This is a genomic window from Variovorax sp. GW821-FHT10D07 (assembly GCF_059415325.1).
In genome coordinates this window covers 41,655-58,157 of record NZ_JBWKMZ010000017.1, presented here as the reverse complement: position 1 = coordinate 58,157, position 16,503 = coordinate 41,655, and the positions used below count along the sequence as shown (strand labels likewise).

Here is a 16,503-nt window from a genome sequence, read left to right as displayed (position 1 = left end):
GTTTCAGTGGGCGCCCGCGTCGCGCAGCAGCGAGGCCGCGTGCAACCCGAGCGCATCGGCCTGCGCGTGATCGCCGGCCTCGGCGCGCGCGCTCACCTGCAGCATCGGCTCGGCGCCTTCGGGGTCGCCCCAGGCGGCGTCGATGCGCAGGCTGCCGTCGGGCTGCCAGCGCGCATGCGCGGCCAGCGGCATCGAGCAGCTGCCGCCCATCGCGCGGCTCACGGCGCGCTCGGCGGCGGTGGCGAGCCAGTCGCCGCGGTGCGACAGCGGCGCCAGCAGTTCGATCAGGTCGGCACGGTCGGCGCGCACCTCGATGCCCAGCGCGCCCTGGCCCGCGGCCGGCAGCATGGTCTCGGGTTCGAAGGCGACGCGGATGCGATCCTCGAGACCCAGGCGCTTGAGGCCCGCGGCGGCGAGCACGATGGCGTCGTACTGGCCCTCGTCGAGCTTGCGCAGCCGGGTGTCGAGGTTGCCGCGCAGCGGTTCGATGCGCAGGTCGGGCCGGCGCGCGCGCAACAGCATCACGCGGCGCAGGCTCGAGGTGCCGACCACGGCGCCCTGCGGCAGTTCGTCGAGCGAGGCATAGCGCGGCGACACCAGCGCGTCGCGTGGGTCCTCGCGCTCGAGCACGCAGGCCAGCACGAAGCCCTCGGGCAGCTCCATCGGCACGTCCTTGAGCGAATGGACCGCGATGTCGGCGCGCCCTTCCTCGAGCGCGAGCTCGAGCTCCTTCACGAACAGGCCCTTGCCGCCGACCTTGCTCAAGGTGCGGTCGAGGATCTGGTCGCCGCGCGTGGTCATACCCAGCAGGCGGACCGAATGGCCTTTTTCTTGCAACAGCGTTTGCACGTGCTCGGCTTGCCACAAGGCCAGCCGGCTTTCGCGCGTGGCAATCACGATATTGCTCAAAACCGCCCCCGAAAAGTACATGAACAGAAACCGGCGGGATGCTAGCATGTTGCGCCGCAGCAACGGCGGCGACGCTCCATTCCAACAGCACTCCAAGTCTCCAGGAACACCATCGAATGAAAGCCAGCAAGACCCCTGCCGCCCCACCGAAGCGCAGGCAAGCCGAAGACCAGCCGCTGATCGACGACATCCGCCTGCTGGGCCGCATCCTCGGCGACGTGATCCGGGAGCAGGAGGGCAAGGAGAGCTATGAACTGGTGGAGAAGATCCGCACGCTGTCGGTGGCCTTCCGCCGCGATGCCGACCAGGCCGCCGACCGCGCGCTCAAGAACCTGCTCAAGAGCCTGACCGCGGCCGAGACGGTGCGCGTGATCCGCGCCTTCAGCTACTTCAGCCACCTGGCCAACCTGGCCGAAGACCGCCACCTGATCCGCCGCCGCACCGAGGCCGAACGCGCCGGCGAGAGCGCCGACGGCGACCTGCAGACCGCGCTGGCGCGCATCCGCAAGGCCGGCGTGAAGCCCGACGAGATCGTCGCCACGCTGGCCCACAGCTACCTGTCGCCCGTGCTCACCGCGCACCCGACCGAAGTGCAGCGCAAGAGCATCCTCGACGCCGAGCGCGCCATCGCGCAGCTGCTGACCACGCGCGACGAGATCCGCCTGCGCCAGCAGGCCTATGCCGGCGGCACCGACGCGCTGTCGCCGCTCGAATTCGCCGACAACGAGGCCCAGATCCGCATCCGCGTCACGCAGCTGTGGCAAACGCGCCTGCTGCGCTTCTCCAAGCTCACGGTGGCCGACGAGATCGAGAACGCGCTGAGCTACTACGAAGCCACCTTCCTGCGCGAGATCCCGCGCGTCTATGCCGACCTCGAGAAGGCGCTGGCGCAGGGCGGCCAGACGCCCTCGGTCGCGACCTTCCTGCGCATGGGCCAGTGGATCGGCGGCGACCGCGACGGCAACCCCAACGTGACGGCCGAGACCCTCGAGTACGCGCTGCGCCGGCAGGCCGAACTGGCGCTGCGCCACTACCTCACCGAGGTGCACTACCTGGGCGGCGAGCTCTCGCTGTCGGCCACCCTGATCGACGTGTCGGTCGAGATGCAGGCGCTGGCCGAGCGTTCGCCCGACACCAGCGAGCACCGCAAGGACGAGCCCTACCGCCGCGCGCTGACCGGCGTGTACTCGCGGCTCGCGGCCACGCTGCGCGAACTCACGGGCGGCGAGGCCGCGCGCCACGCGGTGGCGCCGCAGAACCCCTACGCCTCGGCTGAGGAGTTCCTGGCCGACCTGCGCACCATCGACGACTCGCTCGGCGAGAAGCACAGCAGCCTGCTGGCCGCGCCGCGCCTGAAGCCGCTGATCCGCGCGGTCGAGGTGTTCGGCTTCCATCTCGCCACGGTCGACCTGCGCCAGAGCTCCGACAAGCACGAGGCCGTGATCGCCGAGCTGCTGGCCACCGCGCGCATCGAGCCCGCCTATGCCTCGCTGGCCGAGGAGGCCAAGCAGACGCTGCTGCTCAAGCTGCTCGACGACGCGCGCCCGCTGCGCGTGCCCGATGCCGACTACTCGCCGCTCGCCCGCAGCGAGCTCGCGATCTTCGCGGCCGCGCGCGTGGCCCGCGCGCGCTACGGCAACGCGGCGATCCGCCACTACATCATCAGCCACACCGAGACCGTGAGCGACCTGCTCGAGGCGCTGCTGCTGCAGAAGGAAGTGGGCCTGCTGCGCGGCGCGATGGACAAGGACGCCACCTGCGACCTGATCGTGGTGCCGCTGTTCGAGACCATCGAGGACCTGCGCAATGCCGCGCCGATCGTGCGCGCCTTCTATGCGCTGCCGAACATCCAGGCGCTGATCGAGCGCTCGGGCGCCGAGCAGGACGTGATGCTCGGCTACAGCGACAGCAACAAGGACGGCGGCATCTTCACGAGCAACTGGGAGCTGTACCGCGCCGGCATCGCGCTGGTGGCGCTGTTCGACGAGCTCAACAAGAAGAAGGCCAACCCCATCCGCCTGCGCATGTTCCATGGCCGTGGCGGCACGGTGGGACGCGGCGGCGGCCCGAGCTACCAGGCGATCCTCGCGCAGCCCCCGGGCACGGTGCGCGGCCAGATCCGCCTGACCGAGCAGGGCGAGGTCATCGGCTCGAAGTACGCCAACCGCGAGATCGGCCGGCGCAACCTCGAGACCCTGGTGGCCGCCACGCTCGAGGCCACGCTGCTGCCGCAGGGCAAGTCGGCGCCCGCCACCTTCCTGTCGGCGGCCGGCGAACTCTCGAGCGCGAGCATGGCCGCCTACCGCAAGCTGGTCTACGAGACCCCGGGCTTCGGCGAGTACTTCTTCAGCGCCACGCCGATCCGCGAGATCGCCGAGCTCAACATCGGCTCGCGCCCCGCCTCGCGCAACCCCAGCCACAAGATCGACGACCTGCGCGCCGTGCCCTGGAGCTTCAGCTGGGGCCAGTGCCGCCTCACCATCCCGGGCTGGTTCGGCTTCGGCGCGGGCGTGGAGCAGTTCCTCGCGGCCGCCGGCAATGCCGCGGGCCGCAAGGAGCGCCAGGCGCTGCTGCAGCGCATGTACGCGCAGTGGCCCTTCTTCCGCACGCTGCTGTCGAACATGGACATGGTGCTCGCCAAGAGCGACCTCGCGCTGGCCTCGCGCTATGCCGAACTGGTGAGCGACCGCAAGCTGCGCCAGAAGGTGTTCTCGATGATCGATGCCGAATGGCACCGCACCTCGGATGCGCTCACGCTGATCACCGGCGCCAAGCAGCGGCTCGAGGGCAATGCCGAGATGCAGCGCTCGGTGCGCCACCGCTTCCCCTACATCGACCCGCTGCACCACCTGCAGGTCGAGCTGATGCGGCGCTACCGCGCGGGCGACGGCGGCGAGCGGCTGCAGCGCGGCATCCACATCTCGATCAACGGCGTGGCCGCGGGCCTGCGCAACACCGGCTGAGGCGGCGCGCATGCAAGGCTCCTGTCTCTGCGGCGCCGTGGCCTACGAGGCCGCGAAGCTCGCGGGCCCGATCGGCCACTGCCACTGCCGGACCTGCCGCAAGGCGCATTCGGCCGCCTTCGCGAGCACGGCCCGCGTGGACCGCGCCGACTTCCGCTGGCTGCGCGGCCAGGACGACGCGCTCGCGGCCTTCGAGTCGACGCCCGGCAAGCTGCGCCACTTCTGCCGCCGCTGCGGCAGCCACCTCGTGGCCGAGTGGGTGGCCCAGCCGCAGGTGATCCTGCGCGTGGGCTCGCTCGACGACGATCCCGGCGTGCGGCCCAGCCAGCACATCTGGCGCTCGCACGACGTGCCATGGATGGCCTGCGGCGAGGACCTCCCCTCGTTCGCCGAGGCCGCGCCGCCCAAGCCCTGAGCGCGCCCTTGCCGTCGATGGACGGCAGGGCGCCGCTCCCGGGCACCTGCGTGCGGCCGAAAGCACGCAAACCCCTCGATTGTTCGCCCTGGGGAAACTGACAACTGCCGCGCGCCCCCTTTGTCGCGGGCGCCCCGGCGACCACACTGCGAAGCCCTTTGCAACAAGCATCGACCGCCGTGCCGGCCGATGCCCACCGGACTTCCTTCCCATGATGAACGCTCCCAGCGGCGCCCCCTGCATCGACGCGCTGCCGCCCGATTCCGCGAAGACCTCGCGCTCGACCTGGCTCGCGGTCGGCTCGCTCTCGGTCGGTTCCTTCGCCATGGTCTCGACCGAGTTCATGCCGATCGGCCTGCTCACCGACATCGCCAGCACGCTCAACGTCTCGAACGGCACCGCGGGCCTGATGATCACCATGCCCGGCATCCTCGCGGCCTTCGCGGGACCGGGCCTGATCGTGGCCTCGGGCCGGCTCGACCGCCGCACCCTGCTGATCGGGCTCACCGTGGCGCTGATCGCCTCGAACCTGCTCGCGGCCTTCGCGCCCAACTTCGCCACCATGCTGATCGCGCGGCTGATCCTCGGCCTGTGCGTGGGCGGCTTCTGGACCTTCGCGCCGCCGGCCGCCACGCAACTGGTGCCGCCGGCCCAGCAGGCGCGCGCGATGTCGCTGGTGCTGGCCGGCGTGTCGGCCGCCACCGTGCTCGGCGTGCCGGCCGGTGCCTTCCTCGGCACCACCTTCGGCTGGCGCGCCTCCTTCGCCGCCACCGGCGCGCTGGCCGGGGCCGTGCTGCTGGTGCAGCTGTGGCTGCTGCCACCGCTGCCCTCGGCACGCGCCATCGGCGCGCGCGACCTGCTGATCCCGCTGACGCGGCGCATGGCGCAGGTCGGCCTGCTCGCGGTGCTGTTCTTCATCGCCGGCCACTTCGCCGCCTACACCTACCTCAAGCCGCTGCTGCAGCAGGTCTTCGGCCTCGACCCCAACGGCGTGACCACGCTGCTGCTGGTCTACGGCGCCGTAGGCTTCTTCGGCACCTTCCTCGGCGGCAGCATGGTGGCGCGCAGCGTGCGCGGCACCACCCTGCTGGCCGCGCTGCTGCTGGCCACGGCGCTGATCCTGTCGACGCTGCTCGGCACCGGCATGGTGGCCGGCGCGGTGGTGGTCGTGATCTGGGGCGTGGCCTTCGGCCTGATCCCGGTGGCGCTCACGGGCTGGATGCTCGAGGCCGTGCCCGATGCGCCCGAGGCCGGCCAGGCGCTGCTGGTCAGCGGCTTCCAGGTGGCGATCGCCTCGGGCGCGCTGCTCGGCGGCCGCGTGGTCGACGGCTGGGGCATCTCGAGCACCATGGTGATGAGCGGCGGACTGGTGCTGATCGCGGCGCTGATCGTGGTCACGCTGGGCCGTGCGCGCGGCGCCGCCGTGGCGGCCTGAGCGGCAGCTTCTGCTTCAACGGCCGGGACGCCCGCGTGGCGCGCCCGGCCTTTTGCTTTCGGCCCCGGCCCGCGCGATCGCATCGAGCACCACGCGCAGGCCCTTGCCCACCGGCTTGTCGCGCCGCAGCACGATCGCCAAAGTGCGCGACATGGGCGGCACCAGCCGGCTGATCTTCAGCTCGGGATGGGCGCCACGGCCACGCATCGCCATGCCCGGCACGATGGCGTAGCCCAGCCCCGCGGCCACCATCTCCTTCATCGCCTCGACGCTGCCGAGCTCCATCACCGGCTGCGGCTGCAGCCCTTCGGCCGCGAACCAGCGGTCGACCAGCCGGCGCGTGTTGGCCGCGGGTTCGAACAGCACCAGCGGCAGCGGCGCCAGGTCGGCCGGTCCCACGCGCGCCTTCAGCGGCGCGAGGTCGGCGCGGCCGATGGCCACGAACTCGTCGTCGAGCACCGGCGTCACCTCGAGCGAACGCCCCGTGGCCGGCAAGGTGACGAGCGCGAGATCGATGCTGTTCTCCTCCACCTTGCGCACGCAGTCGTCGGTGTTGCCGGTGCTCACCACCACGCTGAGCGCGGGGTACTGCTCGCGCAGCGCGCGCAGCAGCGGCGGCAGCAGGTGCAGGCAGGCGGTGGCGCCGGTGCCCAGCCGCACGCGGCCCGCGACCGCGCTCGCATGGTCGGCCAGCGCCTCGATCGCGTTCTCGACCGCCGCATCGATGTGCTGCGCATGCCGCAGCAGCTCGCTGCCGGCCGCCGTGGCCCGCGCGTGCCGGCCCACACGCTCCACCAGCCGCACCGCGAGGCGGCGCTCGAGCTGGCGCACCTGCAGGCTCACCGCGGGCTGGCTCAGGCCCAGGCGTTCGGCCGCGGCCGAGAAGCTGCCGGTCTCGACCACCAGGCCGAAGGCGCGCAGCTGGTCGAGGTTGAGCGAGCGCTGCACAGGCTTTTCCAAAGTTTTTCTCATGGCTTGCATAGGTGATCGAAGCTTCATTTATCGAAAGCCGCGCGTCAAGATCGCGCCATGCCTTCCTCCGACCTTTCTCCCTCTTCCGCCGCGTTCGAGATCGCCGACGCCGAGCCCCATCACCTGGACCAGATCCAGGCCATCTACAGCCACTACGTGCTGCACGACCTCTGCTCCTTCGAGGAGCAGGTGCCGACCGTGGCGCAGATGCTGTCGCGCCGCCTCGAGGTGCTGCGCCTGGGCCTGCCCTACCTGGTCGCGCTGCGCGAGGGCCGCGTGGTCGGCTATGCCTATGCCGGCGCCTATCGCGCGCGCTCCGCCTACCGCCACACGGTCGAGGACTCGATCTACGTCGCGCAGGGCGAACACGGCCGCGGCATCGGCAAGGCGCTGCTCGCGGCACTGATCGAGCGCTGCGCCGCGCGGGGCCTGCGCCAGATGGTCGCTGTGGTCGGCCACAGCGGCAACGCGGGCTCGACGCGGCTGCATGAGAGCCTGGGTTTCGAACGGGTCGGCGTGCTGCGCGACGTGGGCTTCAAGTTCGGCCGCTGGGTCGACACTGTGCTGATGCAGCGCGCACTGGCCTGATGGCGGCGCCGGCCACCCTGCCTGCGCCGGGCTGGCTCGCGATGCTCTGCGCGAGCCGGCTGCTGCAGGCCATGATCGTCACGGCCTATGCCGGCGTGCTGCCCTTCACCATGGTCGACTGGCAGATGAGCGCCGCGCAGGCCGGCTCGACCCAGAGCGCCTGGCACGTGGGCTACATGAGTTCGCTGTTCGCCGTGGGCCTGCTCGCGGACCGCTTCGGCGCGCACCGCGTGTTCCTGCTCGGCAGCGCGGTCAGCGCGATCGCGGCGCTGGGCTTCGCGCTGTTCGCGAGCGGCCATCGCTCGGCGCTGCTGCTGTACGGGCTCGCGGGGCTGTGCGCCGGTGCCTCGTACACGCCGGGGCTGCAGCTGCTCGCGCGCAATGCCGAACCCGCCGTGCGCGGCCGCGCGATGGGGCTGTTCCTCGGCGCCTCGTCGCTCGGCTATGCGCTCTCGCTCGCGGTGGTGGCCGCGCTCGCGAGCCTCGCGCACTGGCGCCACGGCCTGATCGCGGCCGCGCTGTGCACCGCGATGGGCGCGCTGCTCACCGTGCCGGCACTGCGCCGCATGCAACTGCCCACGGCACCGCCACAGGCCACGCGCGAGAGCACGCTGCGCGCGCTGGCCGAGACGGTGCGCGACAAGCCCGCGATGGCCGGCAACTGGGCCTATGCCTTCCATTGCTGGGAGCTGATGGCGCTGTGGGCCTGGCTGCCCGCCTACCTCGTGGCCGCGTCGGGCGATGTGCCCGCGGCGTGGAAGGGCGCGGGCATCGCGCTCGCGGCGCTGGCGCACCTGGTCAGCGTGTTCGGCAGCATCGCGGGCGGTGCCGCCTCCGACCGCTGGGGCCGCGCGCGCGTGATGATGGTCGCCACCCTCGCGAGCCTGTGCATGTCCTTCGCCTTCGGCTGGATGTGGAGCTGGCCGCTGTGGCTGCTGGCGGCGGCGGCCGCGCTCTACAACCTGTTCGCCATCGCCGATTCCTCGGTCTACTCGACCGCGCTGGCCGACGTGGTGGCACCGCATCGCCTGGGCGTGGCCTATTCGGTGCGCTCGGTGATGGGCTTCGGCGCGGGCGCGATCAGCCCCTGGGTGTTCGGCCTCGCGCTCGACTGGGGCCAGGCGCGCTTCGGCGCGGGCAGCACCCACGGCTGGGTGGCGGCGTGGACCACGGTCGGGCTCGGCGCGCTGCTCGGGCCGCTGATGATCGCGCGCTTCGCGCGGCTGGCCAGGCCACCGCGCTGAGCGTCCTCAGCCGCCCTCGCCCTGCGCCCACTCGGGGCTGTAGCCACCCAATGTCGGGTGGTACATCTCGTCGCCCGCATGCTGGGTGAACTCGACGTTGAGCCGGTCCTCGCGCAGCCCGAGGATCTCCGCGCAGTCGCGGCACAGCGCCTTCGCGACCGCGAGCCGCAATTCGGCCGAGCGGCCGCGCCGGATGTCGCACATCAGCACCGACACTTCCACCGGCTCGCCATCGACCATGCGCCACACGCCGCCCTCGCCCGCCTCGCGCACCGCGACGCTGATGCGCCGGATGTCCACGCTCATCATCGCGGCATAGGTTTCGCAGAGGCGCTGGGCAAGGCGCCGCTTGTCGGTGGCCGCATGGCGGCCATTCACGTCGAGTTGCAGATAGGGCATGTCAGGCGCCTCCTTCGAGGGTGGCGGCGAGGCGGAACAGCGCGGCCTCCCTGCCGGCCGCGGCCACCAGTTGCAGCGCGATCGGCAGGCCGTCGATGCGGCCCACGGGCACGCTGACCGCGGGCAGCCCGACCAGGTTCCACGGGCTCGTGAGCGACAGCAGCGCGGCGCGCACCTCGACGGCCGCGCCATCGATGCGGGGCATTCTTTCGCCGATGGTGGGTGCGAGCATCGGCACGGTCGGCAGCGCCAGCACCTCGTGCCGCCGCAGCAGGTCGGCCACGGCGCGCGCCACGGCCTCGCGCTGCGCGAGCGCGCGCACATAGCGCCAGGCCGGGATCGCCTCGCCGCGGCGCAGGCGCTGCAGCACCTCGGCATCGATGGCCTCGTCGCCGCGCGCCACGTCCTCCGCATGCACCGCGAAGGCCTCGCTGGCCTGCAGCGTGGAGAAGATCTCGAACAGTTCGTGCGCCTGCGGCAGTTGCGCGGGCAGGTCCACCTCGTCGACCGGCAGGCCGGCGGCACCGAGGCGTTCGCGCACGGCGCGCGCGATGCGCGGGTCGGTGCGCGCGAGCAGCGAAGGAACGATCCAGCCGATGCGCGCCGCGGGCGCCACGGCCGCATCGAGTGGCGCCAGGCAGCCATAGGCCAGCGCCACGTCCTCGGCGTTGCGCGCGAACAGCCCCACGTGGTCGAGCGACGCGGCCAGCGGCCGCACGCCCTCGCACGAGATCGCGCCCCAGGCCGGCTTGAAGCCCGCCACGCCGCACAGCGCCGCCGGCACGCGCACCGACCCCGCGGTGTCGGTGCCGAGCGCCAGCGGCACCATGCCCGCGGCCACCGCGACCGCGCTGCCGCCGCTGCTGCCGCCCGACATGCGCGCGGGCGCATGCGGATTGCGCGCCGCGCCCTGCACCGAGCGGTCGCCGGTGGCGCCGTAGGCGAACTCGTGCAGCGTGGTCTTGCCGACCGGCACCGCGCCGGCCGCGCGCAACTGCCGCACGCAGGCCGCGTCGTCGCGCGCCACGTGCTCGAGGTACAGCGCCGAGCCCTGCGTGGTGGGCTGGCCCGCGATGTCGATCAGGTCCTTGATCGCCACCGGCATGCCGTGCAGCGGGCCGCGGTCGATGCCTTGCCGCAGCTCGTCGTCGGCACGCAGCGCGGCGGCGCGCGCGCCCTGCGCATCCACGCGCACGAAGGCATTGAGCCGCGGGTTCCGAGACTCGATCGCGGCCAGCGAGGCCTCGATCAACTGCGCCGAGGTGCGGCGGCCCGCGCGCAGGTCGTTCGCGAGCGCGGCGATCGTCTGCCGCGCGAAAAAGCCGAAGGTCTCGCTCATCGCGGCAGCGCCCGCGCACCGACGTAGCCGAGCAGCGGGTCGTAGAGGTCGGTGCGGCGGTCGCGGTGCAGGTCGTTGAGCGGCGTCCAGATCGGTGCCGAGCGCGCCGCGCCGATGTCGACGTCGGCGTAGAGGATGGTGTCCTCGTCGGGGCCCGCGATGCGGCCGATCGGCCAGCCGTTGGTGCCCGCGATCAGCGAGTTGCCCATGAAACCCGCGCCGCGCTCGGTGCCGATGCGGTCGGCCGTCGCGATGAAGATGCCGTTGGCATGGGCCGCCGTCATCGTGAGGTAGGCCGCCATGCAGGTGCCGCTGGCGTCGTACAGCGGCGGCGGCGTCCAGACCCAGTTGGTGGGCGCGCAGACGATGTCGGCGCCCAGCTGCGCGAGGATGCGCGGCACCTCGGGGAACCAGATGTCCCAGCACACCAGCAGGCCGATGCGGCCGATCTTCGTCTCGAACACCGGATAGCCCTCGTCGCCGGGCGTGAACCACAGCTTCTCGTTGTTCCACAGGTGGGTCTTGCGGTAGCGGCCGATGTAGCCCTCGGGCCCGACCAGCACCGCGGTGTCGAACAGCTGCAACCCGTCCTGCTCGACCAGGCAACCGACGATGTAGATGCAGTGCTTGGCCGCATACGACACCCAGCCCTGCACCGCGGCCCCGCCGGGCACGGGCTCGGCATGGGCATAGGCCTCGGCGCGGCCGCTGAAGCAGTAGCCGGTGGTCGCGAGCTCGGGCAGCACCACGAGTTGCGCACCGTTGGCGACCGCGGCATCGAGCCGCTGGTAGATCGCCGCGCTGTTGCGCGCGAGGTTCTCCACGCCGACCTGCGGGTCGAACTGGACCACGGCCACGCGCACGGGGCTGGCGCGCAGGCCGGGAATGGCATCGGCGCCGCGGACGATGTCGGCGGCGGGGGACGGTTGCGTATCGGATGAAGTGGTCATGGATGGCTTTCTGCGCGCTGGCAAAGGGAGGGATCGAATCGGCTATCTGGTTTTTATTTGAAACCTGATTGATCCTAAGCAGATCGGTTTTTATTTGCAACCTGATGGGCCGGACAGCCCCGCCGCGCCGCAAGGTCTTGCGACAGCGCGCATGCAGGCAGCGCCGAAATGGTTTAATCCTGCAACCACATCCACCCGCAACGCATCGCCATGGCCCGCCGCAAAAGCCTCAAGGAAGACGCCTGTCCCATGGCGCGCACGCTCGACATCCTGGGCGACCGCTGGTCGCTGCTGATCGTGCGCGACGCCTTCGACGGCATGAAGCGCTTCGGCGAGTTCCAGCAGAGCCTGGGCGTGGCGAAGAACATCCTCGCGGACCGCCTGAAGAACCTGGTGAACGAGGGCGTGCTGAGCCAGGCGCCGGCCTCCGACGGCTCGCTCTACCAGGAGTACCTGCTGACGCCCAGGGGCGAGGGGCTTTTCCCGGTGGTGGTGGGGCTGCGCCACTGGGGCGAGCAGCACCTCTATGCCAAGGGCGAGCCGCACTCGGTGCTGGTCGAGCGCGAGAGCGGCAAACCGGTGAAGCGCATCGATCTGCGCACGCACGACGGCAAGCCGCTGGCGCCGGCGGCGACCTTCGTGAAGAAGCTGCCCGAGAAGCCGGCGCCGAGCGGCCGGCCGGCCTTCAAGTCGGCGGGCTGAGCCGCTACTCGCCCAGCAATTCGCCGATCGGCTGCAGGTCCTCGACCCGGTCGCAGATGGCCTTGATCACCATGGTGATCGGGATGCCCAGCAGCAGTCCCCAGACGCCCCAGAGCCAACCCCAGAAGATCACGCCGACGAACACCGCGACCGGGTTCATGCGGCTGGTGCGGCTGGTGAGCCAGGGCATCAGCAGGTTGCCGACCAGGGTGTGGATCAGCAGCGAGGTGCCGGCCACCAGGATGCCCATCTCGAGGGTATTGAACTGCAGGAAGGCCACCAGGCCCGCGGCCGAGAGCACGATCACCGAGCCGATGTAGGGGATGAGGTTGGTGACCCCGGCCACGATGCCCCAGACGGCCGCGTTCTGCAGCCCGAGGGCCCAGAAGGCCAGGCCGGTGGCGACGCCCACGAGCACGCTGGTGAAGATCTGCACCAGCAGGTAGCGCTCGATGTTGCGCGTGATGTCGTCGAGCACGTGCACGGTGATCTTCTTCTTCTCGAGGCTGGAGCCCGAGATCTTGATCAGCTTGCGCCGGAAGGTGGAGCCCGAACAGAGCGCGAAGTAGGTGAGGAAGGCCACCAGCGTGAGCTGCCCGGCCGCGCCGAGCAGGCCGACGGTGCCGGTCCAGAGGTAGTCGCGCACGTTGAACGGCGGCCGCTCGATCACCACGCGCGCGACGCCGCGGCGGGCCAGCGCGCGCGAGTTCTCCTCGGCTGCGCGCTCGAGCTGCGAGGCCGCCTGCTGCACGCTGTCGAGCGTGCCGCCGGTGCTCTTGTCGGTGCGCGTGGCCTGGCGCAGCTTCTGCGCCGCGGCCGGCAGCGAATCGAGCAGGGACGAGGCGCTGCCCGAGAGCGAATAGCCGGTCCAGCCGATGGCGCCGCACAGGCCGAGCAGGATGACGGCGGCACCGATCCAGCGCGGCAGCCACCAGCGCTCGAGCCGGTCGACCAGCGGCGACAGCGCATAGCTCAGCAGCAGGCTCAGCATCAGCGGGATGAACACCGACTGCGCCCACTGCAGCGCGAACACGCTGGCCAGCACCGCGAGCACCACCAGCGAGAAGCTGCGCACGTCGACCGGCACGCGCAGCACCGGCAGGTCGCGCTCGGCGTCGGCCTCGGACTTCGGCGCGGGCGGCGGCTCGGGGCGCAGCGCGGGCGCGGGAACGGCGGCGGCCGTCACCGGTTCCTCGGGCGCCGGCGCCAGCTCGGGCGCGGGCACCTCCTCCTGCGCGGGCGGCGGCCGCGGTGCGTCGTCCTCGCGCGCCTTGTCGTTCATCGTGCGTCCTTGATGACCTCGCGCACCGCCGCCAGCTGCCGGCGCGATACCGCGACCAGCTCGGGCACGGTCGACAGGCGCAGCGCCCAGCCTTCGGCGTCCTCGCCATCGTCGTAGCGCTCGAGCGCGCGGATCGCGCTGCGCGCCACCAGCGCATTGCGGTGCACGCGCAGGAAGCGCTGGGGATAGCGCTCCTCGAAATCGTTGAGCGAGCCGTCGAGGATGTGGCTGCGCGCGGCCGTGCGCACCGTGAGGTACTTGTACTCGGACTTCAGGTAGACGATCTCCGCCAGCGGCACGCGCTCGGCGCGGCCGCGGTCCTGGATCAGCACGCTCTCCTGCGCCACCTTGTCGCTGGCACGCTCCTTGAGATAGCGCTCGGCCTTCTGCAGCGCCTGCTGCAGCCGCTCGGCGCGCACGGGCTTGGTGAGGTAGTCGACCGCGTCGAGCTCGAAGGCGGTGACGGCATGCGCCGCATGGGCGGTCACGAACACCACGGCCGGCGCGTCGGCGCGCTCGCGCAGCGCGCGCGCCACCTCGATGCCGTCGATGCCGGGCATGTGCACGTCGAGCAGCACCACGTCGAGCTTCATCGAGGCCAGCTGCGCCTGCGCCTCGGCGCCCTGCGCGGCCTCGGCCACCACCTCGGCCGCGGGCGCGCTGCAGTCGCGCAGCAGGGTGCGCAGCCGCGAGCGGGCCAGCGCTTCATCGTCGACGATCAATGTCCTCAGGCTCATTCATGTCCCCCCACGCAATGGCATGCGTTCATGATTCGGCGGGTATCGCGATGCGCACCCGGTAGCTCTTCTGATCCATGCCGGCGCTGAACTGCATGCGCATGTCGTGCAGCAGCCGCAGCCGGTCCCTCACGTTCGCCAGCGCGATGCCGTGGCCGCGCGGCAGCGGTTCGTCGGCCCAGCGCAGCGGCGGCAGGCTGTTGACCACCTCGATCACCACCATCGAGCCGCGCCGCTCGGTGCGGATGCGCAGCTTGGCACCGTCCGGGCTCGGTTCCACGCCGTGCTTGATCGCATTCTCGACCAAGGGCTGCAGCAAGAGCGGCGGCAGCCGCGCGTCGCTGGCCGCGGCATCGAGGTCCCAGCGGATGCGCAGCCGCTCGCCGAAGCGCACCTGCTCGATCGCGAGGTAGCGCTCGGCCAGCGCGATCTCGTCGGCCAGGGTGCCCGATTCGCCGGGATCGGCCAGCGCCTGGCGGAACAGCTCGCTCAGGTCCTCCAGCATGGTCTCGGCCTTGGCGGGCTCCTCGCGCACCAGCGCGATGGCGCTGTTGAGCGTGTTGAACAGGAAGTGCGGCCGGATCCGCGACTGCAGCTCCTCGAGCCGCGCGGTGGTGGCGGCCGGCGTCTGGCCGCGTGCGCGCAGCACCATCGCCGCCATCACCATGCCCGCGAAGAAGGCACCGGCCAGCGCACTCGCGAACCAGGGCGCGCTGACCAGCACGCCCGTGAGCCGCAGCAGCCCGCAGCCGTAGAGCGCCGAGATGGCGCCCAGCGCCGCGCCCACCGCGTACTGCCACGGCACCGGCAGCCGCCGCAGCGGCTTCTTGAGTCCGCAGGCCGCGACCAGCCACAGCAGGGTGGCCGGCAAGGCGCCGCCCGTGACGGTGGCGGCCTGCACCAGCCACTCGCCGGGCGAGCCCGAGACGAACATCGCGGCCACGCCCACCACCGCCTCGACGAAGACCACGGTGCGCAGCACCACGCCGATCTGGCAGGCGTCGAACAGCACGGCCTGCGCGCGCGCGGGCGGGCGGGCGCGGTCGGAGGACGCGGCGGGTGGGGTGGCCGATAAAATCGCCGGCTTGCGCATTCGCAGATACATTGGGTAACCAGCCCATTATTGCCTCCCGAACGGCTCCCATGACCCAAAACCAACTCGACAAGAAATCCGAAGCCTGGTCCGCCCTGTTCTCGGAACCCATGAGCGACCTCGTGAAGCGCTACACCGCCAGCGTCTTCTTCGACAAGCGCCTGTGGCAGGCCGACATCGAAGGCTCGCTCGCCCATGCCGGCATGCTGGCCGCGCAGGGGATCATCACCATGCAGGACCACGCCGAGATCGAGCGTGGGATGGCGCAGATCCGCGCCGAGATCGAATCCGGCGCCTTCGAGTGGAAGCTCGACCTGGAAGACGTGCACCTGAACATCGAGGCCCGCCTGACCCAGCTCGTGGGCGACGCCGGCAAGCGGCTGCACACCGGCCGCAGCCGCAACGACCAGGTCGCGACCGACGTGCGCCTGTGGCTGCGCGGCGAGATCGACCTGATCGCCGAGCTGCTGGTCACCCTGCAGAAGTCGCTGGTCGACATCGCCGAGAAGAACGTCGAGGTGATCCTGCCGGGCTTCACCCACCTGCAGGTGGCGCAGCCCGTGAGCTTCGGCCACCACATGCTGGCCTACGTCGAGATGTTCAGCCGCGACGCCGAGCGCCTGGCCGACGTGCGCCGCCGCGTCAACCGCCTGCCGCTGGGCGCCGCCGCGCTGGCCGGCACCAGCTACCCGCTCGACCGCGAGCTGGTCGCCAGGACGCTGAACATGGAAGGCGTGTGCCAGAACAGCCTGGATGCCGTGAGCGACCGCGACTTCGCGATCGAGTTCAGCGCCGCCGCCAGCCTGTGCATGGTGCACATCAGCCGCATGAGCGAGGAGCTGATCCTCTGGATGAGCCAGAACTTCGCCTTCATCCAGATCGCCGACCGCTTCACCACGGGTTCGTCGATCATGCCGCAGAAGAAGAACCCCGACGTGCCCGAACTGGCGCGCGGCAAGACCGGCCGCGTGGTCGGCCACCTGATGGCGCTGATCACGCTGATGAAGGGCCAGCCGCTGGCCTACAACAAGGACAACCAGGAAGACAAGGAGCCGCTGTTCGACACCGTCGACACGCTCAAGGACACGCTGCGCATCTTCGCCGAGATGATCGGCGGCATCACGGTCAAGCCCGAGGCGATGGAACTGGCCGCGCTGCGCGGCTACGCCACCGCCACCGACCTGGCCGACTACCTGGTGAAGAAGGGCCTGCCGTTCCGCGACGCGCACGAGATCGTGGCCCACGCGGTCAAGGCCGCGACCTCGCACAAGGTCGATCTGGCCGAACTGCCGCTGGCGGTGCTGCAGCAGTTCAACCCGAAGATCGAGAAGGACGTGTACGACGTGCTGAGCCTGCGCGGCTCGCTCAACGCACGCAACATCCTCGGCGGCACGGCGCCCGCGCAGGTCAAGGCGCAGATCGCGCGCCACCGCGCCCGCCTCGGCTGATCGCGCCGGCCCTCGGCAGCGCAGCGA

The 16,503-nt window shown here is 71.2% G+C and carries 15 protein-coding genes; 7 read left to right on the top strand and 8 right to left on the bottom strand.

The genetic code is table 11. The features are described 5' to 3' along the window. Positions 1-3: 3 nt before the first annotated feature. A complete protein-coding gene (gene hemC / locus AC07PU_RS35690) occupies positions 4-930 on the bottom strand; it encodes a hydroxymethylbilane synthase (protein ID WP_495322851.1) in 927 nt (308 codons plus the stop codon). 95 nt (positions 931-1,025) lie between these two features. On the opposite strand from hemC, the gene ppc reads away from it, so the two are divergent. From ppc to AC07PU_RS35675, 3 genes are all read left to right on the top strand, one after another. After that, positions 1,026-3,872: a phosphoenolpyruvate carboxylase gene (ppc, locus tag AC07PU_RS35685; protein ID WP_093348623.1), complete on the top strand. Its 2,847-nt coding sequence runs from the start codon at positions 1,026-1,028 to the stop codon at positions 3,870-3,872. 10 nt (positions 3,873-3,882) lie between these two features. Next, entirely contained in the window at positions 3,883-4,287 is a 405-nt protein-coding gene (locus tag AC07PU_RS35680; RefSeq protein ID WP_495322850.1) for a GFA family protein, read from the top strand. Between the two features lie 211 nt (positions 4,288-4,498). Further along, a complete protein-coding gene (locus AC07PU_RS35675; RefSeq protein ID WP_495322849.1) occupies positions 4,499-5,722 on the top strand; it encodes an MFS transporter in 1,224 nt (407 codons plus the stop codon). 15 nt (positions 5,723-5,737) lie between these two features. On the opposite strand, the gene AC07PU_RS35670 is transcribed toward AC07PU_RS35675, so the two are convergent. Continuing rightward, positions 5,738-6,703 carry a LysR family transcriptional regulator gene (locus tag AC07PU_RS35670; protein ID WP_495322848.1) on the bottom strand — a complete coding sequence of 322 codons (966 nt, stop codon included), beginning with the start codon at positions 6,701-6,703 and terminating at the stop codon, positions 5,738-5,740. Between the two features lie 48 nt (positions 6,704-6,751). On the opposite strand from AC07PU_RS35670, the gene AC07PU_RS35665 reads away from it, so the two are divergent. Next, positions 6,752-7,282 carry a GNAT family N-acetyltransferase gene (locus AC07PU_RS35665; RefSeq protein WP_495322846.1) on the top strand — a complete coding sequence of 177 codons (531 nt, stop codon included), beginning with the start codon at positions 6,752-6,754 and terminating at the stop codon, positions 7,280-7,282. Beyond that, on the top strand, positions 7,282-8,526 hold the full coding sequence (locus AC07PU_RS35660) for an MFS transporter (RefSeq protein ID WP_495322845.1): 1,245 nt from the start codon (positions 7,282-7,284) through the stop codon (positions 8,524-8,526). Before AC07PU_RS35665 ends, AC07PU_RS35660 begins: the two co-directional genes overlap by 1 nt. A gap of 6 nt (positions 8,527-8,532) precedes the next feature. Here the strand turns inward: AC07PU_RS35660 and AC07PU_RS35655 are convergent, their stop codons facing one another. From AC07PU_RS35655 to AC07PU_RS35645, 3 genes are read right to left on the bottom strand one after another with little or no spacing between them, the layout of a single operon-like run. Continuing rightward, complete coding sequence (locus AC07PU_RS35655; RefSeq protein ID WP_296792649.1) at positions 8,533-8,925, bottom strand: tautomerase; 393 nt, start codon at positions 8,923-8,925, stop codon at positions 8,533-8,535. Between the two features lies 1 nt (position 8,926). Beyond that, the gene (locus tag AC07PU_RS35650) at positions 8,927-10,264 is read right to left on the bottom strand and encodes an amidase (RefSeq protein WP_495322844.1); all 1,338 of its coding nucleotides are present in this window, start codon (positions 10,262-10,264) and stop codon (positions 8,927-8,929) included. Next, on the bottom strand, positions 10,261-11,214 hold the full coding sequence (locus AC07PU_RS35645; protein WP_495322843.1) for a nitrilase family protein: 954 nt from the start codon (positions 11,212-11,214) through the stop codon (positions 10,261-10,263). Before AC07PU_RS35645 ends, AC07PU_RS35650 begins: the two co-directional genes overlap by 4 nt. A 210-nt stretch (positions 11,215-11,424) precedes the next feature. Here AC07PU_RS35645 and AC07PU_RS35640 point away from each other — a divergent pair, with 210 nt between their 5' ends. Then, positions 11,425-11,916, top strand: a complete 492-nt coding sequence (locus AC07PU_RS35640) for a winged helix-turn-helix transcriptional regulator (RefSeq protein WP_093348600.1) — start codon at positions 11,425-11,427, stop codon at positions 11,914-11,916. Positions 11,917-11,920: 4 nt separating this feature from the next. Here AC07PU_RS35640 and AC07PU_RS35635 read toward each other — a convergent pair whose 3' ends face one another. From AC07PU_RS35635 to AC07PU_RS35625, 3 genes are read right to left on the bottom strand one after another with little or no spacing between them, the layout of a single operon-like run. Further along, entirely contained in the window at positions 11,921-13,198 is a 1,278-nt protein-coding gene (locus AC07PU_RS35635) for an AI-2E family transporter (RefSeq protein ID WP_296792660.1), read from the bottom strand. After that, a complete protein-coding gene (locus AC07PU_RS35630; RefSeq protein WP_057592325.1) occupies positions 13,195-13,935 on the bottom strand; it encodes a LytR/AlgR family response regulator transcription factor in 741 nt (246 codons plus the stop codon). Before AC07PU_RS35630 ends, AC07PU_RS35635 begins: the two co-directional genes overlap by 4 nt. Positions 13,936-13,963: 28 nt before the next feature. After that, positions 13,964-15,028 (bottom strand): sensor histidine kinase, encoded by a 1,065-nt coding sequence (locus AC07PU_RS35625; protein WP_495322888.1) that lies wholly within the window; start codon positions 15,026-15,028, stop codon positions 13,964-13,966. Between the two features lie 50 nt (positions 15,029-15,078). On the opposite strand from AC07PU_RS35625, the gene argH reads away from it, so the two are divergent. Next, entirely contained in the window at positions 15,079-16,476 is a 1,398-nt protein-coding gene (gene argH, locus AC07PU_RS35620; protein WP_093348594.1) for an argininosuccinate lyase, read from the top strand. The last annotated feature ends 27 nt before the right edge of the window (positions 16,477-16,503 follow it).